This is a genomic window from Clostridiales bacterium (assembly GCA_017569285.1).
Lineage (GTDB): Bacteria > Bacillota > Clostridia > Christensenellales > Aristaeellaceae > Aristaeella.
Genome location: CP069419.1, coordinates 2619220 through 2642512, shown reverse-complemented (window position 1 = coordinate 2642512; position 23293 = coordinate 2619220). Strand labels below are relative to the sequence as shown.

Annotated in this window: 23 protein-coding genes; 9 read left to right on the top strand and 14 right to left on the bottom strand. The window is 59.4% G+C overall.

Features of this window, described 5'->3' with window-relative positions; translation table 11 throughout:
• Positions 1 to 2: 2 nt before the first annotated feature.
• The 9 genes from JNO48_11540 to JNO48_11500 form a co-directional block, all read right to left on the bottom strand.
• On the bottom strand, positions 3 to 1292 hold the full coding sequence (locus tag JNO48_11540; GenBank protein ID QTE67817.1) for an adenylosuccinate synthase: 1290 nt from the start codon (positions 1290 to 1292) through the stop codon (positions 3 to 5).
• A 159-nt stretch (positions 1293 to 1451) separates the two neighbouring features.
• The gene (locus tag JNO48_11535; GenBank protein ID QTE67816.1) at positions 1452 to 2465 is read right to left on the bottom strand and encodes an SDR family oxidoreductase; all 1014 of its coding nucleotides are present in this window, start codon (positions 2463 to 2465) and stop codon (positions 1452 to 1454) included.
• A 145-nt stretch (positions 2466 to 2610) separates the two neighbouring features.
• Entirely contained in the window at positions 2611 to 3600 is a 990-nt protein-coding gene (locus JNO48_11530) for a hypothetical protein (protein ID QTE67815.1), read from the bottom strand.
• A gap of 140 nt (positions 3601 to 3740) precedes the next feature.
• A complete protein-coding gene (locus JNO48_11525; protein ID QTE67814.1) occupies positions 3741 to 4541 on the bottom strand; it encodes an ABC-2 family transporter protein in 801 nt (266 codons plus the stop codon).
• A gap of 5 nt (positions 4542 to 4546) precedes the next feature.
• Entirely contained in the window at positions 4547 to 5338 is a 792-nt protein-coding gene (locus JNO48_11520; protein ID QTE67813.1) for an ABC-2 family transporter protein, read from the bottom strand.
• Positions 5335 to 6300 (bottom strand): ATP-binding cassette domain-containing protein, encoded by a 966-nt coding sequence (locus JNO48_11515; GenBank protein ID QTE67812.1) that lies wholly within the window; start codon positions 6298 to 6300, stop codon positions 5335 to 5337. Before JNO48_11515 ends, JNO48_11520 begins: the two co-directional genes overlap by 4 nt.
• Before the next feature lie 205 nt (positions 6301 to 6505).
• A complete protein-coding gene (locus JNO48_11510) occupies positions 6506 to 7024 on the bottom strand; it encodes a helix-turn-helix domain-containing protein (protein QTE67811.1) in 519 nt (172 codons plus the stop codon).
• Between the two features lie 109 nt (positions 7025 to 7133).
• Entirely contained in the window at positions 7134 to 8945 is a 1812-nt protein-coding gene (locus JNO48_11505; GenBank protein QTE67810.1) for an ABC transporter ATP-binding protein, read from the bottom strand.
• Positions 8932 to 10722 (bottom strand): ABC transporter ATP-binding protein, encoded by a 1791-nt coding sequence (locus tag JNO48_11500; protein QTE67809.1) that lies wholly within the window; start codon positions 10720 to 10722, stop codon positions 8932 to 8934. The genes JNO48_11505 and JNO48_11500 overlap by 14 nt, the downstream gene beginning before the upstream one ends.
• A 158-nt stretch (positions 10723 to 10880) precedes the next feature.
• On the opposite strand from JNO48_11500, the gene JNO48_11495 reads away from it, so the two are divergent.
• The gene (locus tag JNO48_11495) at positions 10881 to 11717 is read left to right on the top strand and encodes a helix-turn-helix transcriptional regulator (protein ID QTE67808.1); all 837 of its coding nucleotides are present in this window, start codon (positions 10881 to 10883) and stop codon (positions 11715 to 11717) included.
• A gap of 104 nt (positions 11718 to 11821) precedes the next feature.
• Positions 11822 to 12016, top strand: coding sequence for a hypothetical protein (locus JNO48_11490; protein QTE67807.1), 195 nt, complete (start codon positions 11822 to 11824; stop codon positions 12014 to 12016).
• Positions 12017 to 12096: 80 nt separating this feature from the next.
• On the opposite strand, the gene JNO48_11485 is transcribed toward JNO48_11490, so the two are convergent.
• Positions 12097 to 12876 (bottom strand): GNAT family N-acetyltransferase, encoded by a 780-nt coding sequence (locus tag JNO48_11485; GenBank protein QTE67806.1) that lies wholly within the window; start codon positions 12874 to 12876, stop codon positions 12097 to 12099.
• A gap of 164 nt (positions 12877 to 13040) precedes the next feature.
• On the opposite strand from JNO48_11485, the gene JNO48_11480 reads away from it, so the two are divergent.
• Complete coding sequence (locus tag JNO48_11480) at positions 13041 to 13922, top strand: nucleoside hydrolase (protein ID QTE67805.1); 882 nt, start codon at positions 13041 to 13043, stop codon at positions 13920 to 13922.
• Positions 13923 to 13998: 76 nt separating this feature from the next.
• On the opposite strand, the gene JNO48_11475 is transcribed toward JNO48_11480, so the two are convergent.
• The 3 genes from JNO48_11475 to JNO48_11465 form a co-directional block, all read right to left on the bottom strand.
• On the bottom strand, positions 13999 to 14484 hold the full coding sequence (locus JNO48_11475) for an NUDIX domain-containing protein (protein ID QTE67804.1): 486 nt from the start codon (positions 14482 to 14484) through the stop codon (positions 13999 to 14001).
• 16 nt (positions 14485 to 14500) lie between these two features.
• Positions 14501 to 14872, bottom strand: a complete 372-nt coding sequence (locus JNO48_11470) for an ACT domain-containing protein (GenBank protein ID QTE67803.1) — start codon at positions 14870 to 14872, stop codon at positions 14501 to 14503.
• 108 nt (positions 14873 to 14980) lie between these two features.
• Positions 14981 to 15652, bottom strand: coding sequence for a helix-turn-helix domain-containing protein (locus JNO48_11465; protein QTE67802.1), 672 nt, complete (start codon positions 15650 to 15652; stop codon positions 14981 to 14983).
• 250 nt (positions 15653 to 15902) lie between these two features.
• Here JNO48_11465 and JNO48_11460 point away from each other — a divergent pair, with 250 nt between their 5' ends.
• From JNO48_11460 to JNO48_11435, 6 genes are all read left to right on the top strand, one after another.
• Positions 15903 to 16277 carry a hypothetical protein gene (locus tag JNO48_11460; GenBank protein QTE67801.1) on the top strand — a complete coding sequence of 125 codons (375 nt, stop codon included), beginning with the start codon at positions 15903 to 15905 and terminating at the stop codon, positions 16275 to 16277.
• A 241-nt stretch (positions 16278 to 16518) separates the two neighbouring features.
• A complete protein-coding gene (locus JNO48_11455) occupies positions 16519 to 17103 on the top strand; it encodes a hypothetical protein (protein ID QTE67800.1) in 585 nt (194 codons plus the stop codon).
• Positions 17104 to 17143: 40 nt separating this feature from the next.
• Positions 17144 to 17437 carry an STAS domain-containing protein gene (locus tag JNO48_11450; GenBank protein ID QTE67799.1) on the top strand — a complete coding sequence of 98 codons (294 nt, stop codon included), beginning with the start codon at positions 17144 to 17146 and terminating at the stop codon, positions 17435 to 17437.
• A 12-nt stretch (positions 17438 to 17449) separates the two neighbouring features.
• Complete coding sequence (locus tag JNO48_11445) at positions 17450 to 18046, top strand: hypothetical protein (GenBank protein ID QTE67798.1); 597 nt, start codon at positions 17450 to 17452, stop codon at positions 18044 to 18046.
• A gap of 74 nt (positions 18047 to 18120) precedes the next feature.
• Positions 18121 to 18531, top strand: coding sequence for a response regulator (locus tag JNO48_11440; GenBank protein QTE67797.1), 411 nt, complete (start codon positions 18121 to 18123; stop codon positions 18529 to 18531).
• Positions 18532 to 18601: 70 nt separating this feature from the next.
• On the top strand, positions 18602 to 19387 hold the full coding sequence (locus JNO48_11435; protein QTE67796.1) for a hypothetical protein: 786 nt from the start codon (positions 18602 to 18604) through the stop codon (positions 19385 to 19387).
• Between the two features lie 63 nt (positions 19388 to 19450).
• On the opposite strand, the gene JNO48_11430 is transcribed toward JNO48_11435, so the two are convergent.
• Entirely contained in the window at positions 19451 to 23221 is a 3771-nt protein-coding gene (locus tag JNO48_11430) for a response regulator (protein ID QTE67795.1), read from the bottom strand.
• Between the last annotated feature and the right edge of the window lie 72 nt (positions 23222 to 23293).

Genomic DNA, 23293 nt, shown 5'->3' with positions numbered 1-23293 from the left:
TCTTATCCCTCGCTTCCGGTTCTGCGGATAATGCTGTCGCGTTCCGGGCCGACGGAAATGTACACAAACGGCCGGCCGATCGCCTTCTCCACCATGTTCACATAGGCCTTGGTCTCTTCCGGCAGCTCATCCCAGGTCCGGCAGCCGCTGATATCCTGCTTCCAGCCCTTCACCTTGGTGATCACGGGCTTGCAGTCGCCTAGCACCGCCGGGAAGGGGAACTTGTCGGTCTCTTTGCCGTCCAGTTCGTACCGCACGCACACGGGAATCTCGTCCATGCCGCTCAGCACGTCCAGCTTGGTCAGGGCCAGTTCCGTCGCGCCTTGCACCCGCACGCCGTAGCGTGTGGCCACCAGGTCGATCGGGCCCACCCGGCGCGGACGGCCGGTCTTGGCGCCGTATTCATTGCCCGCCTGGCGCAGCGCCTCGGCTTCCTCGCCGAACATTTCACAGACGAACGGACCTTCGCCCACGCAGGTGGAATAGGCCTTCACCACGCCGACCACCTTTTCCAGCTTTGCTGCGGGCAGGCCGGATCCGACCGGCGCGTAGCTCGCCAGCGTGTTGGAGGACGTCGTGTAGGGATGGATGCCGTAGTCCAGGTCGCGCAGGGAGCCCAGCTGCGCCTCAAACAGGATGCGTTTTCCGTCCTGCTGCGCGTCCCACAGGTATTCCTGCGTGTCGGCAATATAGGGAACCAGGGGCTTGCAGCAGCTTTCCACCCAGGCCCCGATCTCTTCCTCGGTCACCGGCTCGGCGCCGTACACGCCGGTCAGCGTCAGGTTCTTCCACTCCAGCAGGTCGCGCAGGTGGGCCTTCAGCTTTTCCGGATAGAACAGCTCGCCCGCCAGCACGGTCTTTTTCTGGTATTTATCGGAGTAGAACGGCGCGATTCCCTGCTTGGTGGAACCGAACTTCTTGTCCTTCAGGCGCAGCTCTTCCAGCTCGTCCAGCTTCCGGTGCCACGGCAGCAGCAGCGATGCCCGGTCACTGATCATCAGGTTTTCCGGGGTCACCTTCACGCCCTTCTCCGCCAGCTGGCCGATCTCAGCCAGCAGGTTTTCGGGGTCCACGGCCACGCCGTTGCCCAGGATGTTCATGACGCCCTTGCGGAAAACGCCGGACGGCAGCAGGTGCAGCGCGAACTTTCCGAACTCGTTGATTACGGTATGCCCGGCGTTTCCGCCACCCTGGAAGCGCACGACAACATCATACTCCTCCGTCAGCAGGTCCACCATGCGGCCTTTGCCTTCGTCGCCCCAGTTGATTCCGACAATCGCGGTACAAGCCATTTGCTTTCTACTCCTCCCGATTTCCATAAAGAAAGACGCCTTCACCGGTTCCGGCAAAGACGTCCTGCCTTTGCTATCGTATTTTACCCTCCCGCCCGTGCGGTGTCAATGGAAATCCAACGTTTGTACATTATTTCGCCCCGGAGCCCGTCCGTACCGTCAGATCCGGGCTTTTGCCGCCTCCAGGGCTTCTATCACCCGGTCGCTCCACGCGTCGAATTCCGGGTCTTCCACCTGCAGTTCCGGATGGCTCAGGATGTAACTGATGGAGATCCGGGCGCCCTCGTGGAACGGGATCGTCGTCGTCATCTGCGGCACCAGGCGCTTCAGCTTCGTGTTGTCAAACACCACGGAGTGGGCCTTGTCCCCGTTCAGGGCGCCGTTGAAGTCATACTGTTTCCCCGTTTCCGCCAGGAAGTCGGAGGCAACGTGGTACGCGTTCAGCTTCACGCCCAGCGCATCCGCGATGGTCTGGTAAATCTGGTTCCACGTCAGCGTCTCGTCCGAGGTGATTTGGAACGCCTCGCCGATCGCGTGCACATTGCCCATCAGGCCGGTGAAGCCCACGGCGAAGTCCTTGTTGAATGTCACCGTCCACAGGCTGGTACCATCGCCCTGGATAATCACGGGTTTCCCTTCCATCATCCGTTTCAGCACCTGCCAGGGGCCCTTGGCCCCGTGCACGCCCAGCGGGAGGTTCCGCTCGTCATACGTGTGGCTGGGCCGCACAATCGTCACCGGGAAGCCTTCCTCCCGGAATTTGCCCATCAGGAAATCCTCGCAGGCGATCTTGTTCCGGGAATACTCCCAGTACGGGTTCGCCAGCGCCGTTCCCTCGGTGATCATATAGTCGCCCACCGGCTTGTGGTAGGCTGATGCCGAGCTGATGTAGATATACTGCCGTGTTTTCCCGCGGAACAGCCGCCAGTCCCGTTCCACCTGGGCGGGCACAAAGCCGATGAACTCGCATACCGAGTCGAACATGATGCCCTTTGTCTTTTCCAGCACGGCGGCCTCGTCATTGATGTCCGCCACAATGGAATGCACGCCTTCCGGCAGTTCCGCCGACCGGTTTCCCCGGTTCAGCAGGTATACCTCCCAGCCGTCCTTCACCAGTTTCTTCGTGATTGCCATGCTGATCTGGCCTGTGCCGCCGATTAACAGCGCCTTCATCGCGATTCCTCCCCGTTCCGGTATTCATATTTTCATTTTGTCCAAGATTTCATGCCCATCATACCACAGTCCCGCCGCTTTGGCCACCGTTTTCCGGTATAAAAAAGCACGCCGCTTTCACTGCGGCGTGCCAGGGATTTACTTGTCAGAAACTGGCTCCGGCGGTCGGCTGCTTCGTCACCTTCGCGGGAGATGAAACCGGCGGTTCCGCGGTCGGTTCCGGGGTGATGTAAATCACTTCCGGCGTCACTTCCGGTGCCGGCGTGGACAGCATGTCCGGCTGGACGTAGATGATAATCGGCGTGGGCGTCGGTGCCGGGGTGGCCAGCATGTAGATCACTTCCGGGGTGACTGCCGCCACAGGGGTCGGCGCGGGGGTAATCACAGGAGCCGGTGCGGGGTCTTCCTCGCTCACATATACGATGTCCACGCGCAGCAGGTCGCCCCGGATGTATCCCAGCACACCGCTCTGCAGCTTCACCGCGTACCAGGTCTGGCCGGCGCTGTTCAGCGCCTCTTCCAGCACCTTCACCGTCGTACCGGATCTCCGGATCGTGGTCGCCCGGGGCGCGTATACGCTCGGCAGCGTCCGCACATTCACCTGGCCGATCACGGTATATCCGCTTCCCTTCACCGGCACACTGCTCACCAGGGTGTCCACCCGGTGGTACACCGGCTTCGGCGTGGATACCGGGTACGGCGGAATCCAGGAACCGCTTCCGGCTGCCGCGCTGCTCGCGGCTCCCGCTCCGTCCCCGCCGGCTGCAGCCGCGGATCCGGCCGCGCCGGAGCTGCTTCCGCCGCCGGTTGTGGTCGTGGTGGTCACGGTTACGGAGGTGCTGGTCGTACTTCCGCCGCCGCTTCCCGCGCCTGCGGAGGCGCCTGCCGCTCCCGCCCCGGCTCCGCCTTCACCGCCGGTGCCGGAAGCCGACGCCGTGCTGTCGGAGGAAGAGCTGGAGCTCTGGTCGCTCGTGCTCGTCACTTCCACGGAGACCTTCGTCTCGCTGTGCTCGCTGGAGGTGCTTTCCGCCTCGCTGGAGGAAGCCGCGGAGCCGGCGCCTTCGGCCAGGCATACCGCTGCCACACACATGCAGAGCAGGCAGATAATCAGCATCCGCAGGGATTTCAGTTTCATGGTCCGTCCTCTCCCGTCTCAATCGTCTGAGTCTTCGTCAGGTTCGGAACAGTGTCCGGAATATATAGTTCTTTCACTGTCGCAAATTTAATCATATCACGCTTTTCAGCCCCGCGCAAGCACTCTCCGTCCGGTCCGGCTCAGCTGCCGGTGGAGCGGTAGTGCCGCATCGCCATGCGGAAAAGCGTATACATCACGCCGAACAGCGCCAGCCCCGCCAGCGGCGTCACGAATCCGGTCCATTCCGGCCAGCCGAACAGCGGCTTGCCCAGGATATGGGATGCCGGCACATGCATCACCAGTGCGAACGGCGCCACCACGGTAAACAGCACGCGCAGCGGCCGGGGGTAGGTATCAATCGGATACTGGCAGGCGCTCCGCCCGCCGTAGGTCAGCGCGTTGGCCAGCTCCACGGATTTCACGCTGTACACGCACAGGATCGCTTCGATCATAAACAGGCCCAGGATCAGCCAGAACGCGCAGCAGATGCTTTCCAACAGCATCAGTACCTTTGGCGCCGTCCACACGATTCCGCTCATCCGGCTGCCGATCACCAGGCTCACCGTGCCCACGGCGATACAGGCAATCCGCCGGGGATCCGCGTCCGCGCACAGCACCTGGGTCAGCACGCCCCGCGGGCGCAGCATCACCGTATCCAGCTGCCCGCTCCGCACCATGTACGGGAATGCGCCGGTCACTCCCCGGCCGAAGCACTCCGTAATATAGAAGGAAACCGACATTACCCCGAAAAAGAAGTACAGGTCTCCGGGCATCCACTGGTTCAGGTGGTCAAACCGGTTTACCAGCAGGATTACCGCCAGCATTTCGCCGCCCTCCATCACCAGCTGCGCCAGCGTCTGCATCAGGAAGGACGCCGGGTACTGCATATGGCTCCGGATCAGCATGGCCATGGATTTTCGGTATAACCGCAGTGTGTTCATCTTCATCAGCCTCCCTGGATCACCAGCCGCCGTTGGTTGGCCCGCCACATCAGGCTGCCCGCACATACCAGCACCGCGACCCATGCCGCCTGCCGCAGCAGGATCAGCCATGCGGCTTCCGGCGCGTACATCCCCGTATACAGGCGGATCGGCGCGTCCAGCATCTGTGCGTACGGCAGCGCGGTAATCACCGGCTGCCAGCTGTCCGGATACAGCGTCAGCGGCAGTACGTTGCCGGTCAGGATCATCATCAGCAGGTTCAGCATCGCCTGCATTCCCCGGCTGTCCAGCGTCCGCATGGTAAAGCCCATCGTGATGTTCTCCATTGCGCATACGCACAGCAGGCCGAGGAGCATTGCGGCCACCGCCCACAGGAATCCGGGCAGGGATGCCGGCAGGCTGATTCCCCAGCCCTCCGGCAGCAGCGCCGCGATCACGATCATCGGTGCTCCCCGCAGGAAGGTGCCCATCATCTTCTGGGCCATGATCCGGGCGTAGTAAAACCCGTACAGACTCATCGGCCGGCACATGTCATAGGCGATTCCGCCCGTGCGGATCTTGTCCATCAGTTCCGGGTCGGACGAAAGAATCATCCGGAAAAACGCCTGGTTGATCCATACATAGGTCACCACATGCTCCAGCGGCATGTCCTGCGGTTTCCCGGCGTACAGCGCCCGGTACAGCGCAATCAGGACCAGCCCGAAGAACACCTGGCAGATCAGTCCGCCCAGTGCCGCGCCGCGGTACTGGGTCTCCAGCCGCCGTCTCAGGCGGAATATGGCGTAATATGCGTTCATAATCCCATCTCCTGGTACATGGCGGCAATCAGGTGGTCGATGTTCTGCGGCTGCACGGTCATCTCCCGGATTTCCCCGGCCTTCTGCAGCAGCGGGAGCAGCGTCCCGATTTCCATTTTGTCGGTTGAGTAGGTAATCTTCAGGGTTTCGCCTTCCAGTTCCACCCGTTCCGCTCCCGGCAGCTCCGGGATTTCCGGTGCCCGGTCGTAGCTGGCGCTCAGCGTGCGCAGCCGGTCAAACCGGCCCAGCAGCTCCGCCAGGTCCCCATCGTACAGCTTCCGGCCGTGCCCCAGCACCATCACCCGGCTGCACAGCGCGGCGATGTCCTCCATGTCGTGGGTGGTCAGCATAATCGTGGTGCCGTGCTCGCGGTTTTCCCACTTCAGGAAATCCCGCAGCGCCAGCTTGCTCACCGCGTCCAGGCCGATGGTCGGCTCATCCAGGAACAGCAGTTCCGGCCGGTGCAGCAGCGATCCGCACAGCTCCGCCCGCATCCGCTGTCCCAGGCTCAGCTGCCGCAGCGGCGTGCGGATGATCCCGCCCAGGTCCAGCGCCCCTGTCAGCTCATCCAGCCGCTGCCGGTATTCGCTGTCCGGAATCCGGTAGATGTCCTTCAGCAGGTCATAGCTGTCGGCAATCGGCACGTCCCACCACAGCTGCATCCGCTGCCCGAACACCACGCCGATCCGGCGCACATGCTCCTTCCGGTTCTCCCACGGGGTCAGCCCGCCCACCGATACAATCCCCGAATCCGGCACCATTATGCCGCTCAGGATTTTCACCGTGGTGGATTTGCCCGCGCCGTTGGGTCCGATGTACCCGACCAGTTCCCCCTGCTCCACGTCGAACGAGACGTCCTGCAGGGCCTGCACCCGTTCCTTCTTCCGCAGCAGGGAGCCTTTCTCCCGTTTCTGGCGGACGTCAAAATGCTTGCAGAGCCCCTGTACTGAAATGTAGCTCATTTCACACCTCCGCGGAACCCCTCCCGGTCCCGCATTTTCAATTTTCGCAGAGGCTTACGGCCCTTCGGCGTCGCAAGCGTGTGGATGCGTATCATATCAAACGCCCCCGGGTGTTGTCAATATAGAATGATTGTTTTTTTCATGTCGCTCGGAATAGACAGCCGGATGCACGCAAAAACGGACCGCGTTTCCGCGGTCCGCTTCCTTATTCATCTGTTTCCTCTCCGCCGCCCATCAGTTCGTCCCGCACCTCTTCCGCCTGCTGCAGGTGCTCAAACGGCACATAGAAGCGGGTCCGCTCCAGCGTGGGCCCCGTCTTGATGGCCAGCCCCGCGCCCATCACACCTTTGGTCAGGAACGGGATGCCTTCCTGTTTCAGCACGTCCTCCAGCATGGAGGTGGTCAGGTAATCCTGCTCCGCCAGGAAGCACAGGTCCCCCTCCGCGGGCTGTCGCACCCGCCGGCTGCCGCAGGCGGGGCAGCGCTCGCCGTCAAACACACGGCTGCATTTTTCGCAGTACATGGTTTTCCCTCCCCTGTATTCAAATACGTCCTCAATGGTCTTTCCGAAATATCCCGCGATCACAAACGCCAGGTCCAGCGCCGGGTTGTACTTCCCCGTCTCGATGGCGCTCACCGTCTGCCGGGAAACATGGATTGCCCGGGCAAACTCCCCCTGGTTCAGGCCGCGCTCCCGGCGCAGCTCCTCCACCCTGTTTTTCACCGGCTCATCTCCTTTTGTTCTGTAAAGGTTCCTTTACATGTTTGAGTATAAAACAGCCCGGGAGAATTGTCAAGCTTCCTTTACATTTCTCCCGGGCTTTTCATTCGGTTCAGGCCACGTCCTCGCGCACCTGCGCGGTGTACAGCTGGTAATACAGCCCATGCTTTGCCATCAGCTCGTCGTGGCTGCCCATTTCGGCGATTCCCTTGTCGCTGATGTACAGGATCCGGTCGCAGTTCTTGATGGTGGACAGCCGGTGCGCCACGATGATGCTCGTCCGTCCCTTCAGCATTTCCTGGATGCCCTCCTGCAGCAGCTTCTCAGTCTGCGTATCGATGGAGGAGGTTGCCTCGTCGAGGATCAGGATCGCCGGGTCGCTCAGCAGCGTCCGGGCAAATGCCACCAGCTGTTTCTCACCCTGGCTCAGGTTGCCGCCGCGCTCGCGGATTTCGGTTTTGTATCCGTCCGGCAGCTTCCGGATAAACTCATCCGCCCGCACCCGCCGCGCGGCTTCCCTCACCTCGGCGTCGGTAGCGTCCAGCCGGCCGTAGCGGATGTTGTCCATCAGCGTACCGGAGAAGATGAAGCTGTCCTGCAGCATGATGCCCAGCTGGGACCGCAGGGAGTGCAGCGTCACCTGGCTGATATCATGCGTCTTTCCGTCCTCCGCGTGCAGCAGGATCCGCCCGCCGTTCAGGTTGTAGAAGCGGCACAGCATATTAATGATCGTGCTCTTGCCCGCGCCGGTGGGGCCCACCAGGGCGATACTCTCCCCGGGCTTCACGTGCAGGTTCATATGCTCCAGCACGTTGATACCCTCTTCATAGGCGAAGGTCACGTCCTCATAGTCCACCTCGCCGGTAATCGGCGGCAGTTCCTCCGCGCCCGGCACGTCGTCCACCACCACCGGCTCGTCCATCGTCTCAAAGATGCGCTCCAGGTACGCGATGTTGTTCACAAAGTTGTTGTAGATGTTCGCCAGGTTCGTGATCGGCTGCCAGAAGCGGCTTACATACCCGGTCATCGCCAGGATCACGCCGGCGGATGCCATCTTCCCACCGCCGATCCAGTAAGCCCCCGCGATATACACAAACGTCAGCACCAGCTGCGTCATCGTTTCGCTGCTCAGCCATACCGTGTTGCTGATCCGCACCGCCCGCAGCCATGCCTGCCGGCAGGCCGTGGCCAGCTTCTCCATGATGGAGATGTTCACCTGCTGCCGCTCAAACAGCTGACTCACCCGCACGCCGTCGATGGACTCGGCCAGGTACGCGTTGTAGTTACTGTTCTTGTTGCTCTGGTTCTGCCATGCCTTGCGCTGCCGCGGCTTGATCAGGATGATGATCCCGATGAAGATCGGCAGCCCGGCGATGATCACCGTTGCCAGCGTCGCGTCCGTGGCAAACATGTACACCACGATGAACACCAGCGTGATGATCTCAATGATCATATTGACGATACCGTTGGACAGGATGTCCGACACGGAGTTCACGTAGTTGATCACCCGCACCAGGATCTTTCCGGCCGGCCGGCTGTCGTAGTAGCTGAACGGCAGCTTCTGCAGGTGTGCGAACAGGTCGCTCCGGATATCGTGGATAATCTGCTGGCTCACGTGCGCCATCATCCGGGACCGCACCGTGAAAAACACGATGCTCATCGCCACGATGCCCACAAACATCAGCGCCCGCTGGCCGATCTGCGCCATGTTCTCCGGCGTGTTCCCCGCGGGAATCGCCTCGTCGATCACCCACCGGGTGATCTGGGGAATGTACAGCGTGGCCACGCTGGCCAGCGCGCTCATCAGCAGCGCCAACAGCATCTTGTATTTATGCCGGACGATATACTTCGAGGCCCGCTTCAGGTGCTTCAGCTGAAACGGTGATTCCAGCCGCTCGTCCACGTCAAATTTATTCCTGGCCATGCTGCAGCGCCTCCTCTCCCGTTGCCCCTGCCGCGCTTCCGTCCATCGGAATTCCGTACTGCAGGCAGTAGGTCTGCCAGTAGTACCCGCGCTTTTCCAGCAGTTCCCGGTGGGTTCCCTGCTCGGTCACCGTGCCGTCCTCTACCACCAGGATCAGGTCCGCGTCCCGCATGGAGGAAATCCGCTGCGCAATGATGAACTTCGTGCATTCAAAGGGCAGTTCCCGCAGCTGCTGCTGGATGTACTGCTCCGTCTCGCTGTCCACGGCGGACGTGGTATCGTCCAGCACCAGGATGCCCGGCTTCACAGCCATGGCCCGCGCCAGCGCGATCCGCTGCCGCTGGCCGCCGGAAAGCCCCACGCCGCGCTCGCCGATGATCGTGTCATACCCTTCCGGCAACTTGTCCACAAACTCGGCCGCGTCCGCCCGGCGGGCATAGTCCTTCACCTCGTCCAGCGTCAGGTCCTGCGCGCCGAACGCGATATTGCCCTCCACCGTATCAGAGAACAGGAACACGTCCTGCGTGGCTGTTCCGATGCCGGCGCGCAGCTGGTGCAGCTTCCACTGCTTCACGTTGCAGCCGTCCACCAGTACCTGTCCATCGCTGACGTCGTAGAACCGCGCCAGCAGGCTGATCAGGGTCGTCTTGCCGCTTCCCGTGGGGCCCATCACCGCCACGGTCTGTCCCGCTTCCACCCGGAAGGTCACGTCCTTCAGGATGGGCTTTCCGTCAATCGCGAAGGAGACGTGGTCAAACTCAATCTGTCCCCGCACCCGGTCATGGTCCTCCGCGTCTTCCGCGTCGGCAATCTCGGACTGCGCGTACTGCAGTTCCATCACCTTCGCGGCAGATGTGGAGAAGCGCGACAGGTCGTTGATCAGGTTGCCCAGCTCCCGCATCGGGTTGGAAACCGCCCAGCTCAGGCCGGTGAAAATCGCCAGCTGGCCGACGGATTCCAGTTCCCCGGTAATCACGAAGATGCCGCCTACAAACACGGTCACCAGCTGGATCGCGTTCACCAGCAGCTCGATCATCGGGAAGAACGTCAGCCACAGCTTGTTGATCCGCAGGTGCGCGCCCATAAACGCGGAGTTCTTCTCCTCAAAGCGTTCCCGCTCGTAGTCTTCCCGGGCGAATGCCTTCACCACGCGGTTGCCGGCAATGTTTTCCTGCGCCGCAGTATTCATTTCCGACAGTTTCTCGCGCATAAACACAAACCGCGGCCGGATGTACTTCGAAAGGAACCGGGTGATCACCATCAGGATCGGCGTGATGATCATCAGCAGCAGCGTCAGCTTCCAGTTCACTGTCAGCAGGTACAGCGTCGAGAACACATATGTGCAGACGGCGTCGATGATCCGGTAGTCAATGTACGCCAGGAAATGCCGGCACCAGTCCAGGTCGGAGCTCATGCGCGTCATCAGGTCGCCGGTGCGGTGCCGGTCGAAAAAGCGCATGTCGTTGTACTGCATCTTCGTAAACAGGCTCCGCCGCAGGTTGTAAATCACGTTCTGGGAGTCCGTCTCCAGGAAGATCACCATCAGGTACCGGGAACCTTCCCGCCCCAGCTTCACCGCCAGCATGATGGCCAGCAGCCCCAGCAGGGGATCCCTGTTCCCGGTCATGATCACCTCGTCGATAATCCGCTGCGAAACGGTGGGGTTCACCAGCAGCAGGATACACGAGAAAACACAGATGCACAGGGCGATAATATGGCGCCGGCGGTATTTCGGGTCCATATTCTCCCACAGCCACCCGATCTGTCTTTTCAGCATAAATCCGATACTCCTCTGTTCCCGGTCAGCCGGCATCCCGGCCAAAATCATCCTTTACCGTCTGAGTATTCTATCATTGTTTTTGTTGCATTTCTGCTGAAATAACGTTATGATTTCCATATAATACAGATTTTCCAACACTGACGGGAGAGAAAAAAATGGCGGACAATGCTTCCTTCACCGTTCACGGAACCGACGGGGTTCACGCGGAAACCCACATGCGCGACCCCAGCTTTGTCATGACCGGCCACCACTGCCACAGCTGTTACGAGCTGTATTATGTCCACAGCGGGGAATGCCGCGTCCTGATCGATGAACGCTTCAGCGACCTGCACGCGGGGGATTTTATCCTCATCCCGCCGATGGTGCTGCATTATACCCGGTACCTTCACGGCTCCTGCCTGCGCTCGGTCATCCTGTTCCGCCGGGAGGACGTATCGGAGGATGTCCTCTCCTGTATGCCCGGCCGGGAACAGTTTTTCTCCGAAGCCGGGATTTTCCGGGTGCCGGAACCCGCCAAAGCGGGGATGGAACAGATCATCGGGCACCTCGCCGCCGAGGATGCCAGCCGGGATTCCCTTTCCCCGTTCTTCCGCCGCAGCCTGCTCCATATCCTGCTGCTCAACTGTGCCCGGGAATGTGCCTTCCTCCCCGGAACCGCGACGGATATCCGCACCAATGACCGGCAGGTCCTGGAAGCCGCCCGGTATATCGGTGAAAACTATATGCACCCCATCACCACCGATGACGTCGCCGCCGCGGTCGGCTTCTCGCCCAATTACCTCACCCGCAGGTTCCGCCTCAGCGCCGGCATCGGCCTGCACGAGTATATCGTCTTCATCCGCCTGCACCATGCCGCGCAGGAGCTGGTTACCACCGCCGATTCCATCACCGATATCGCGCTGCGCTGCGGTTTTTCCGACAGCAATTATTTCAAGGATTCCTTCAAGAAAAAATACGGCATCACGCCCCGCGCATACCGGAAAATGTCCTGAATTCCGGAATCAGGATGTCCGTATTTTCATTTTTTAAAATTTTTTCATTTTTACGTAACAAAACAGCCTCCTGAATCGTCTAATAGGTAAGGAGGCTGATTTTGATGCGGAAACACCGTCTGTATGTCATCCGTCGCCGCGGCATGCAATACCGCCGTCCCGGACTGCATTTCCACCGGGATACGGTTACCGGGGAGTGTTGTGTCTGTCTTTCCGGCTTCGGGCGCATGCGGATGTTCTGCATGGAAAAGCCGATTCCGGAGCTGAACAGCATCGTGCATGACCTGAAGCTTTCCTGACCGGATCCCCCCATCCCGGACCGGGAAAGCCGGGTTATCCATAAGGCAGTCCTGCAGGATCCCGCAGGACTGCCGCTTTTTTATCCTTCTTTCTTTCCTGCCGTAATCACGGACCAGGCCGGCCGGAATCCGCTCCGGAGCCCATTTTTCACCGACCGGACGTTCGCCCATGCCGCCGCGTAGAAAGGCACTTTTCCGCGTTCCAGGATTGCCCGGGCCAGCCGGTTGGTCAGTGCGGAGGCAATCCCCTGCCGCCGGTATTCCGGCAGCACGTCAATCCCGATCTGCCACATTTCCGGGCAGTCCGCAGAGCAGGCTGCCAGGCCGATCAGTTGCCCGCCGTCAAAGGCGCCGACGCCCAGCACGTCCAGTTCCTTCCGCTCATGGCTCAGCGCGTTGCTCCATTTGGGTACACCCTGGCTCCAGTCCGGCACATACAGTTCCGTGAAATCCTCCGGATGCATTTCCCGCGTCTCATACGCGCAGGGCAGCTCCGTCCCGTATATCCGTTCCGGATCCGGCAGGTAAAAGTTATGCATCCAGTCCACCCGGGCGCCGGCCTTTTCCAGGATGCGGTTCAGCTCATACAGTCCCGGGGTGTCAAAGCACCGGTAAGGTGCCGCCTGCCCGTTCACAAATGCCGTCACTTCCGGAATCAGGTCCGCTCGGCAGGAAGCCACGATATTGCTGCCGTAGGAAAACAGCGCGCAGATATGCGGCACCTTCAGGAACCGGCTGGTTCCCTCCGTTTCCTTCGATTCAACCACAACGTTCCTGTCCTGCCGGAAGTCTTCTTCCGAACAGGCGCAGTCCGCCGCGGACTGCCGCATGGCGATTGCCAGGATTTCCTGTGCTGTCATCTGCTGATCCCCCTGTCGGTTCTCTGCTTACCGCGGCATTATACCATACCGATATGCCATCTGTGAAATCCCGTCCTGTCCCGGGCTTGCAAAAGGGCGGGATGTCTGCTAAAGTGAGGCAAAAGACGAACCGCATCAATCCCGCATGAAAGGAGCATCATCCTGTGCTTCCATATCATTTTGAGGTTCCCGAAAAGAAAAAATGCCGAATCATCATCGACTCGGATACCGCCTGTGAGGCCGATGACCCGTTTGCCATCGCCTATGCGCTGCTCAGCCCGAAGCTGATCGTCCGGGGAATCGTTGCCGAGCATTTCGCGCAGCCCGGTTCCATGGAAAAGAGCCGGGCCGCCGCCCGGAAACTGGTCTCCGCCATGGGGCTGGATATGCCGGTACACGCCGGGCAGGACGGCCCGGATGATCCCTCTGTCTCGGAAGGCGTTTCCCTCATCATCCGGGAAGCGCTGAACGATGACCCGCATCCGCTGTACGTCCTGTGCATGAGTGCCCTCACCAATATGGCCCGGGCCATCCGGGAGCAGCCGGAAATCACCTCCCGCCTGACGGTAGTCACCATCGGCGGCCATCCCTATGAGGAGGAAGAAATTCCCTGGAAGGAATTCAACTTCGGCAATGATCCGGCTGCGGCCAATTTCGTCCTGCAGTCCGACGCACCGGTCTGGCAGATCCCTTCAAATGTCTACGGCAGCATCCGCGTCGGCATCGCGGAGCTGCAGGAGCGGGTGCGTCCCTGCGGCCCGGGCGGCCGGTACCTGTTTGATCAGCTGGCCAAATACAATGCTTCCCCCGCTGCCGACTGGAACATGGGCGAAAGCTGGTCCCTGGGGGATTCCCCCTCCGTGGCAGCCGTGCTCAATCCCCGCTGCGGCAGGACCTCCTTCCAACGGGTCCGCGAAGTCCGGGAGGATACGTCCTACGGCATCGAAATTCCCGGTGTCCGGGAGATCCTGGTCTACCGCGATATGGACAGCCGCTACCTGCTGGAGGACTTCTTCGCCAAGCTGCGCTTCTCCGCACAGCAATAACCGACAGACGGAAAAGGCCGCCGGAATTCTCCGGCGGCCTTCTTCTGTACCCCTGTGCTTTTCCCCATCCGGTTTTTCAGCTTTCCCGAATTTCGGTAAAGTGGTAATCCTTCCCGTCATTCACCGCACTGTACAGCGCATCGGTATACTGTCCTTCCCGGAGGTAGTGTTCCATCACATACTTGGCCGTCAGCGGCATCTCATAGTTCATGATGTCCGGATAATCCACCCAGCGGCATTTCCCCTCGCTGGACGTAAACAGGGCGTAATGTTCCGGCTTCAGATCCGCAAAGAAATAGTAATTCTGCCGGATCTCGCCGTTCACGTTCCGCAGGGCGATGTACCGCATCCGCATGCCCGTCAGGTCGTCCTCCGCCAGGTTCAGCTCTTCCTTCATCTCCCGCAGCACACAGGCCTTTGGGTCGTTCAGTTCTTCCGGCTCAAAGTGCCCGCCGGCGGATGCGATCCACTGGTTGGAGACCACACGCCCACCCTGCCGGTAAAGCAGCAGCATCTGCCCGTTGCAGGAAAGGTAGATCCCCGTCATGTTCCGCAGCTTCATGGTCCCGTCCTCCGTGTCATTCGTCTTCGGTTTCGTATCCGGCCGCCGCCAGGGCGTCCATTGCCCGGCGCATGTTTTCCTTTTTCACCAGCACGTAATCGGTGTTGTAAGTGGAAACAGCAAAGATGCCGATTTTTCCCTCTGCGAGAATCCCGGAAATCCTTGCCAGGATCCCCGTCAGGGAGAAGTCCAGGATCCCCTCAATCCGGAATCCCCGCCATCCGTCTTCCCGGTCCGTGGTATGAACCGGCGTATCCTCCGTGCGGCACACCAGGGAGATTTCCTCATCGGTTCTTCCGATAAAAAAGAATCCGGCATCCGTGCGGATATCCGCCAGGGATGCGGTTTTGCATACGGTCAGGTCATACGGAAGTTCCTTCAGCTTCATACGGGCTTCCCTCCCGTTCGTTTTCTGTCAGAAACCCCGCGTATGAAACGCGGGGTTTCCTTATTTATGGTATATCGCATGCCGGAAGCCGTGTCAAGCCAGGCTCCTTTATCCAAAAAGCTTTTTCGCCGTTTCCTCCAGTGCGCGGCGTTCCGCCGTGTCGTCATATCCGCTCTTCCGGTCGTCAATTCCCTTCACGATGTCCGTGGCAAACAGGCCGTCCCGGTTGCACCGGAAAACGATCTTCTTCACCCCGCGCATCGGAAACCGCGCCTCTGCGTTTCCTTCCGGATACAGCTTCACCAGCTGCAGCCGGTCCGGCGACACCGCCGCGATAAAGGAGATGAAATGCTGCTTCGTCATCTCATGGTCAATCCGGACGTAGTATTCATCCTCCACGCGCTCAATGAAGACCATATGCCTTTCATCTGTCTGCTCCGCCTCTTCCCGCAGCAGCTGGACACCGTGGCACTGGATCACGGCTTCGCCCATCGTGTGGATTACATTTCCGCATACCGGGCACATATAAAACCCGGACTTCATCATGTTTGCCGCCACATTCCGGTTGGAAACCCGGTTGCCGGAAATCAGCTCCGTCACAGAGATCCCGAATGCGTCCGCAATGGATTCCAGCAGGGTAATGTCCGGGTATCCCTTTCCGGTCTCCCATTTGGAAACCGCCTTGTCGCTCACGTTCAGCTTCTCCGCCAGCTGCAGCTGGGTCATATTCTTCTGCAGGCGCAGCTCCCGGATAGCCGCACCGGTCACATACTGGTTCATTGCTTTTTGCCTCCCTGCGGGTTTGATCCGCCGCCTTTCCCGGCGGCTGTCATCATTGTAGCGCAGGACGATCCGCAATACTACCTACGGAAAGTAGAATCCGCCTTCCCGAACGGAGGAATTCCGGGAGTCTTTCCCGAAATCAGAAATATTCCAAAAAACTTTTTGGTTTTTTCGGGAACTTTTTCCCCGCGTCTGCCGTCCAAATGAGTGAGACCGAACAAAACGGTCCGGAAAGGAAGTTAAGAAAATGAAGAAGCTGATCGCAGTCCTGTTCGCAGTCATGATGATGATTACCTCCGTCGCCGCCGTTGCGGAAGCGCCCCTGGCCGGTGGCTGGACCCCCTCCGCCGATCCTGCGGTAACTGATGAAATCAAAGCCATCGTGGACCAGGCGCTCGAAGGGCTGGTCGGTGTGAACTATACCCCGGTTGCCTTCCTGGGCTCCCAGGTAGTGGCCGGCACCAACTATGCGGTACTCTGCCAGGCCGCTGTGGTTTATCCTGATGCGGCGCCCTCCTACGTGATCATCTACATTTACCGGGACCTGGAAGGCAATGCTTCCATCCTGAATATCGCGGATTTCGACATCGGCGCCCTGTGCACGTACGGTGCGGAAGAATAATCCTCCCGGATCCGCATCCGGCCGGTCTTTGGACCGGCCGTTTTTCTTTTCCCGGAAAAGCAGGTTTTCCCCAAAGCGGAAGCGTTTTCATGCACATATTCCGGAAAAATATCTTTTTTCGTTCAAAACCAGCAAGAAATGTATTCGTTCTATTGGACATCTGTTGGACATCGGACGATATAATGGGTTTGTTCCAGTGAGAGCCCACCGCGGCAGCTGCCGCAGAAAAGGAGAAAGTCAGATGAAAACAGATGTCATGATCGTTTCCAACAGCGGGGCCCGGATGGAGGAAGCCCTGAACCAGGTCAGCAAAGTGGCTGCCTATAAAGGCCTTTCAGCCAAAAACGCGCTCCACCTCCGCCTGCTGGCCGAGGAAATGCTGGGAATGATGCGTTCCATCGCCGGTGAAGCGGACGGCGAGTTCTGGATTGAGGACAGTGATGATGTGTATGAACTGCACCTGAAGGTCCGCACGCTGATTGATGAGGAACAGCGCCGGCAGCTGATCGCGGCATCCACGGAGGGGAAGAACGAGGCGGCCCGCGGCCTGATGGGCAAGCTCCGCAGCTTCTTCGACCTGTCCGGCGGCGCGCCGGTGATGCACGGGCTGTTCATGCCCGGCAGCACCATCGCACCTGAGAGCATGACCTGGTCCATGGTGGACTACCGGGGCCAGCTGGAGCAGTACGCAAAAAAGGATCCCGGCGCCCTGGAAGCCTGGGATGAGCTGGAAAAATCCGTTGTCGCGCATGTGGCGGACGATGTGAAGGTCGCCATCCGGGGCCGGACCGTGGAAATGGCGATTTACAAAAAGCTGAATGGCTGAACAGCCGTACATGATGGACCATAAAAAAGGAGGAAAACCCATGAACATCACCAAGAAAATGAACGGAAGCACCCTGGAGATTGCCCTGGAAGGCCGCCTGGATACCATGACCGCCCCGCAGCTGGAAGCGGAACTCGCCTCCCTGGACGGCGCGGAAAGCCTGGTCCTGGACTGCAGCAAGCTGGAGTATATTTCTTCAGCTGGTCTGCGCGTGCTGCTTTCCGCCCACAAGATCATGAACTGCAAGGGCGGCATGAAGGTCACCCATATCAACGAGATCGTAAGTGAAGTGCTGGAAGTCACCGGTTTTACCGATATCCTGACGATTGAGTAAGAGGAGCCTGCCATGAGAACAGATGTGATTGCCGTTTCCAGCCGGGGCGCCCGGATGGAATCCGCCCTGCTGCAGGTGGACAAAGTCGCCGCTTATAAAGGTCTTTCCGCCAAAAAAGCCCTGCATCTCCGGCTCCTGGCTGAGGAAGCGATGGGCCTGATGCGCTCCATTACCGGCGAAACCGAAGGCCTCTTCTGGATTGAGGACCAGGACGATGAATATGAACTGCACCTGCAGGTGAAGACCACCCTGTCCGAGGAGGAGCGCACCCGCCTGCTCTCCGTCTCCAGCACCGGCAAAAACGAATCTGCCAAAGGCATCATGGGCCGCCTGCGGGCGTTCTTTGACTGGGAATCCGATGAGGATGCCGCGGACGTTTCCGGCCTGTTCCTTCCGGATGCGATGGAAAGCTCCCCGATGCTGGACTGGGAATGGTCCCTGCGCCGGTATGAAAGCGCCCTGTACAGCCGGGTGGCGCAGAATGCCCCGGGTGCCCGGGAAGCCTGGGATGAACTGGAAAAATCCGTGGTGAAGAATGTCGCGGATGATGTCAAGGTCTATATCCGCAGCGGGATCGTCGAACTGGTGATCCTGAAGAAGCTGGCGTAACGGTTGTCCGACCGGGCAGGCCGCATCATTTCCCGGCTGAACAATCCTGCCGGGATGGGAAAGGAGGGGAAAATATGCTGAGGGTACTGTGCGTGGATGATGAAAAGCTGACACTTCAGTATCTTGTTTCCCTTTGCCGGGATATCCCTGAAATCAGCGAAGTGCACGGCATGGACAAACCTCTTGAAGTCCTGTCCTGGCTTCGTGACAACCCGTGCGACCTGGTGTTCCTGGATATCAGCATGCCGGAAACGGACGGAATCCGGCTGTCCGAGAGGATCCGGGAGATGCGTCCCAGGACAGATATTGTTTTCGTCACCGGCCATCCCCGGTATGCGGTGGAATCCTGGACGGTCCATCCGGCCGGGTATCTCCTGAAGCCGGTCTCCCGGGACGCCCTGCAGGAGGAAGTGGATTATGTCCGCAGCCTCCGCGCGCGCCGGAATATCGGCGATATGACGTACACTGGACCGATTGACCGATAAGCGGTATAATAAAGCCTGCCGATAACTTCCGGGGCATTCTGTCCGGAATATGAAAGGGAGGCTTTATTTTATGATGAAAAAGATCCTGGGCATGATCCTGGCTGTGATGATGCTGGCCCTGCCGGCATGCGCCGCGTTCGCGGATGAGATTCCCGAGCCGGAAGGCGGAAAGAAGTTTGATTCCGACTGGGCGATCTTCGGCATGACTGTCAGCATCGTCTACGAAGAGGAAGGCTACCGCGTGGATATCCGCGAGTACGATCCGGCGGAGCAGAAGGGTACCGTGTGGGAATACGCCTGCTGCTACAATGAGGAAAAGGACGTGCTGGAGTCCATCGCGTCCCTGAAGTACGGCTTCACGGACAAGGAAGGCGCGGAATCGGTCGAAGAATTCGAATATGACGATTTCGATGAGGAAAACCAGGTGACGGTATTCGCAATCGATGAAAACGGAATGCTGACCTGGCAGGATGGCCGCGGCCAGGACGGCACGGACCTCGTCTTCTCCGATATCGGCCGGTTCGACGGCACCTGGGTCAACCAGGAAAAGAACCTCTGGGTGGAAATCTCCTGGAACGACAGTGAAGACGACTACGGCTACGACGTGCTCATCCACTCCGAAGCGGAGAACGCTGCCCCCGACATCGTGCTGAAGGGCCTGTACGACGCGGAAACCAAAAAGCTCGAATGCCTGGATCCCGAGACGTATGCCGCCCGCTTTGACGGGGATACGGAAGCCGCCGCGGACCTGTCGGAAACGCTGTCCTTCACGGAAAACGGCAGCCTGTTCCTGGAAAGCGAATCCCTGGAGCTGGTCAACTACGACCTCCTGCCGGATGAGAGCGACAACGGCTGATCAGCCGGATGATAAAATGACACGCCCTGCATAAGGGCGTGTCATTTTTGTTTTCCCTTTCGGTTACTCCGGCAGGAATTCCAGGATGCCGTCCGCTTCCGGTTCCTTCCGGACCGCCGGCATGTGCCTTGCCAGGATTCCCGTAAACCCGAGGTATTCCTGCATCATGATCCCGTGCATCCGGCGGATGACCTCCTCATCCTCCCGGTTGCTGGCCTTTTCCAGTTCCGCGGCTATGTCGGAAAGCGATTCCGCGCCGATGGTCCTGGATGTGCCCTTCAGCGTGTGCACCTGGATGCCGTAGTTCTTCCAGTCCCCGGCTTCAAAGTATTTCCGGAGGTCCGCCATATGTGCCTCCGCGCCTTGCAGGTATTCGCCCAGGATGGTCCGGTACAGTGCCTCATCTCCCTGGCAGAAGCGCAAGCCGTCCTCCGTTTTCACCCCGGCTTCCCGCAGCCATTCCAGGCTGTCCGGCACACCGGCGGCTTCCCCGCCGGCCGGGGCGGCTTCCCCGCCGCCCTCCACCTTGGCCGGCGGCAGGTACTTCTTCAGCATCAGCTCCAGCTCCTTGCTGTCAATCGGCTTGGAAATATAGTCCGTAAAGCCTTCTGCCAGGTAGCGTTCCCGTGCGCCCTGCACGGCGTCCGCCGTCATGCAGATCACGGGAGTCTCCCGGTTCAGCCCGTTCTCCTGCGCCCGGATTCCGCGCATGGTCTCCAGGCCGTCCATTCCCGGCATCCGCTGGTCCATCAGGATCAGGTCATACGCCGTGGACCGGGTCATCTCCAGGGCGCCCGCCCCGCCGGTGGCCGTGTCAATCTTCATCCGTGTCTTGCTCAGCAGGCCGATGGCCACCGTCAGGTTCATGCGCGTATCGTCCACAATCAGGATCTGCGCCTTCGGCGCGCGGAATGCCGCACTGTACGGCTGCGACGCGGTAAAGTCATTCACAAAGGACATGCGGAACTCGCCCACCGGCTCGGTGCCGGCAATCCGCTGGGGAATCCGCACCGTAAATTCGGAGCCTTTCCCGTAGGCGCTCTCCACATGGATATCGCCCTTCATCATGGAAAGCAGCTTCTGCGTAATCGCAAGGCCGAGGCCGGTTCCTTCCACCGTGCCCGTCTTTTCCAGGTCCATCCGCTGGAATTTCTCAAACAGCCGCTCAATATCCTCCTGGTGGATTCCGATGCCCGTATCCTTCACCGCAATCACTAGGGTAATGTCTTTCGCTCCTTTGCGGTTTCCCGTCTCCGCCCGCACGCTCAGGCGGATGGCGCCCTGCTCGGTATATTTCACCGCGTTGCTCAGCAGGTTGGTAATAATCTGCTGCGCATGGATCTTGTCGCCGGTCAGCCGGTCCGGAATGGTTTCCTCCACCTCTGTCAGGAAGTCCAGTCCCTTGTTCCTCGCGCGGAAATAAACCAGGTTGCACGCGTCATTCAGCAGGGATGTCAGGCTGTATTCCTCTTCCTTAATCTCCATCCGTCCCGCTTCAATCTTGGAGAAATCCAGCACGCTGTTGATGATGGAAAGCAGGTTATTGCCGGCGCTGCCGATGTTCCCCGCGTAGTTGCGGATATTCCCGAAGGATTCCAGCCAGCGCTCCGTGCTCTGGTCGCCCTGTGCGGCGTCGGTCTCCCGCAGGATCATCTCGTTCATGCCGAGCACGGCATTGATGGGCGTCCGGATCTCATGCGACATGTTCGCCAGGAAGTCGCTCTTGGCCTGGTTGGCCCGGTCCGCGGCCTCCTTGCCCAGTTTGAGTGCCCTCGCCTCATACGCCTGCTTCTGTTCCTCCGCCCGCATCTCCTCAATGCGCCGGAAATAGTTGTTTTCCGTCTTTCGGCTGATCAGGAAGAAGATTGCGATCAGCGCGAAGGTAATCGTACAGATCAGGATGTTCACGATCAGCTGCCGGTTGACATCGCCCATCAGTTCCTCGCTGCCGATCACGATCGCCAGGTACCACTGGTCCATGATTTCCTTCACAAACACCGTGCTCTGTTCCCGGCCCGCGGCAATTTCAAAATGCCCGTCCTTCACTTCCCGGATCCGGTCAAACAGCTCCAGCATCTCCGCATCCCCGGACATGTACCCGCCAACCTGTTTCTGGTCACGGTGGGCAATCATCATGCCGTTTCCGTCCACGATGAAGCTGTAGCCCTTGTCCTTGATCTGCAGGTCGGAGACAATCTCCTGGATATAGTCCATCATCAGGTCGATGGACAACACGTCCTTCCCGTTGGAAAGCATCCGGCTGATGGAGATGATCACGGATCCCGTCTGCGCGTCCACATAGGGCGCCACAATGGTGGCTTCGCCCCCGGCTTCCAGCGCGGCCTGATACCAGTCGCGGCGGATCGGGTCATAGTTGTCCGGCGGCACCCACTGCAGCCCGTCCAGGTATTCACCCATCACATAGCCGTACAGGCCGTTGATGTTTACGTCAAACTGTTCCTTCTGGGTCTCTGTTTCCACAATCAGGTAGTCCAGGATTTCATCGGCGGTCGATCCGCTGTTCGCCATATGGTCCACCGTATCCGCGGTTACCCACAGGGTTGCCTTGCCGACCCGCAGGTAGTTCTCCAGCTCCGCGGCAGCGGCGGAAATCCGATCACGTCCCACCTCATGGATGTTCGCAACGGAAACCTCGTTGATCGCGCGGGTGGAATAAACCACCATCAGGATCATCAGCACCAGGATCAGCGTCATCGGGATCAGCCGCCGGATCCTCGCCTGGCGGTGAAGGTCCATCGGGATTTCCGCGTTCTCCTCCCCGTTCTCATTCAGGTGCTCCAGCATGCGCACCGGGGTGTTGGCGACCACCTGGCTCCGCAGCTCCTGCACCTTCACCTCGTATTCCTGCTGCTGGGTGCTCATCTTGTCCAGCACGTGTGCCAGCAGCACCGCGATTCCGCAGCCGATCAGGATCGCGACCAGCCCGGCGATCAGGAATCCGCGCACCAGCACCCCGAAATCGCGGCTCAGCTCACTCTCGCTGATGGCAATTCCGACGTACCAGCCGGTATTGGACATCCGGGAAACAGTAAATCCCCGCTCCACACCGTCATAATCCTTCAGGTATACCATCCCGTCCGATCCGGAACGGATCCTGGAAACCACTTCGCCGTAGGGTGCGTCCGCAATTTCCAGCACGCTGTGCGGGGTATCTTCAAATGTGTAGTTTTCATCAGGATGCACGATCATGCCCAGGTTTCTGTCCACCAGGAACGCGTAGCTGTCCGGTGCGATGTCCGCGCCCCGGATGATATCCTCCAGCACGTCCACAAAGATATCCGCCGCCAGAACGCCCTGCAGCGTATTGTTCCGGTATATTCCCTTTGAAATCGTCACGATCGGTTTCCCGGTGTCCGAATCCCGGTATGCCGTGGAATAGTACATTTCGCCTGTCCGGGCCGCTTCCGTAAACCACTCCCGGTCATGGACATAGTCCACCGTTCCGTCTGCGTAAAAACCCGAAGCACAGGTCATCCTGTTGTTCGGATAGGTGAAATAGATATCATAGATGGAGCCGCCTTTGTTCAGGCGTCCGTAGTTTTCGTTCAGCCATGCACGGAACGCGTCATAGCTGTCATTGTATTTCTGGTTGATGGTAAGCTCCGCCGCAAGGGAATCCACAATCGTGGCATTGGTATTCACCCAGGCCTCCAGTTCCTGGGTATACTTGTCCACGATCACGCGGTAATTCTCTTCCGCCTGTACGGACATGCTGCTTCTGGTGCGCTGGTAACTGATCAGGAAAAGCATTGCCGTACTCACAAGCACGACAAAAACGATCACGCTTACCAGCTTTAAGCGAAAACTCCTCATGCTTCAGCTCCCATCCGGTCATTGGCTTTCGGGGAAAAACGAAATGTGCGCAATTTCTTGTATTTCTATTAT

Coding starts and splice junctions, on each gene's coding strand:
- JNO48_11540 (QTE67817.1), bottom strand. CDS start 1,292: ATGGCTTGTACCGCGATTGTCGGAATCAACTGGGGCGACGAAGGCAAA.
- JNO48_11535 (QTE67816.1), bottom strand. CDS start 2,465: ATGAAGGCGCTGTTAATCGGCGGCACAGGCCAGATCAGCATGGCAATC.
- JNO48_11530 (QTE67815.1), bottom strand. CDS start 3,600: ATGAAACTGAAATCCCTGCGGATGCTGATTATCTGCCTGCTCTGCATG.
- JNO48_11525 (QTE67814.1), bottom strand. CDS start 4,541: ATGAACACACTGCGGTTATACCGAAAATCCATGGCCATGCTGATCCGG.
- JNO48_11520 (QTE67813.1), bottom strand. CDS start 5,338: ATGAACGCATATTACGCCATATTCCGCCTGAGACGGCGGCTGGAGACC.
- JNO48_11515 (QTE67812.1), bottom strand. CDS start 6,300: ATGAGCTACATTTCAGTACAGGGGCTCTGCAAGCATTTTGACGTCCGC.
- JNO48_11505 (QTE67810.1), bottom strand. CDS start 8,945: ATGGCCAGGAATAAATTTGACGTGGACGAGCGGCTGGAATCACCGTTT.
- JNO48_11500 (QTE67809.1), bottom strand. CDS start 10,722: ATGCTGAAAAGACAGATCGGGTGGCTGTGGGAGAATATGGACCCGAAA.
- JNO48_11495 (QTE67808.1), top strand. CDS start 10,881: ATGGCGGACAATGCTTCCTTCACCGTTCACGGAACCGACGGGGTTCAC.
- JNO48_11490 (QTE67807.1), top strand. CDS start 11,822: ATGCGGAAACACCGTCTGTATGTCATCCGTCGCCGCGGCATGCAATAC.
- JNO48_11485 (QTE67806.1), bottom strand. CDS start 12,876: ATGACAGCACAGGAAATCCTGGCAATCGCCATGCGGCAGTCCGCGGCG.
- JNO48_11475 (QTE67804.1), bottom strand. CDS start 14,484: ATGAAGCTGCGGAACATGACGGGGATCTACCTTTCCTGCAACGGGCAG.
- JNO48_11470 (QTE67803.1), bottom strand. CDS start 14,872: ATGAAGCTGAAGGAACTTCCGTATGACCTGACCGTATGCAAAACCGCA.
- JNO48_11465 (QTE67802.1), bottom strand. CDS start 15,652: ATGAACCAGTATGTGACCGGTGCGGCTATCCGGGAGCTGCGCCTGCAG.
- JNO48_11460 (QTE67801.1), top strand. CDS start 15,903: ATGAAGAAGCTGATCGCAGTCCTGTTCGCAGTCATGATGATGATTACC.
- JNO48_11455 (QTE67800.1), top strand. CDS start 16,519: ATGAAAACAGATGTCATGATCGTTTCCAACAGCGGGGCCCGGATGGAG.
- JNO48_11450 (QTE67799.1), top strand. CDS start 17,144: ATGAACATCACCAAGAAAATGAACGGAAGCACCCTGGAGATTGCCCTG.
- JNO48_11445 (QTE67798.1), top strand. CDS start 17,450: ATGAGAACAGATGTGATTGCCGTTTCCAGCCGGGGCGCCCGGATGGAA.
- JNO48_11440 (QTE67797.1), top strand. CDS start 18,121: ATGCTGAGGGTACTGTGCGTGGATGATGAAAAGCTGACACTTCAGTAT.
- JNO48_11435 (QTE67796.1), top strand. CDS start 18,602: ATGATGAAAAAGATCCTGGGCATGATCCTGGCTGTGATGATGCTGGCC.
- JNO48_11430 (QTE67795.1), bottom strand. CDS start 23,221: ATGAGGAGTTTTCGCTTAAAGCTGGTAAGCGTGATCGTTTTTGTCGTG.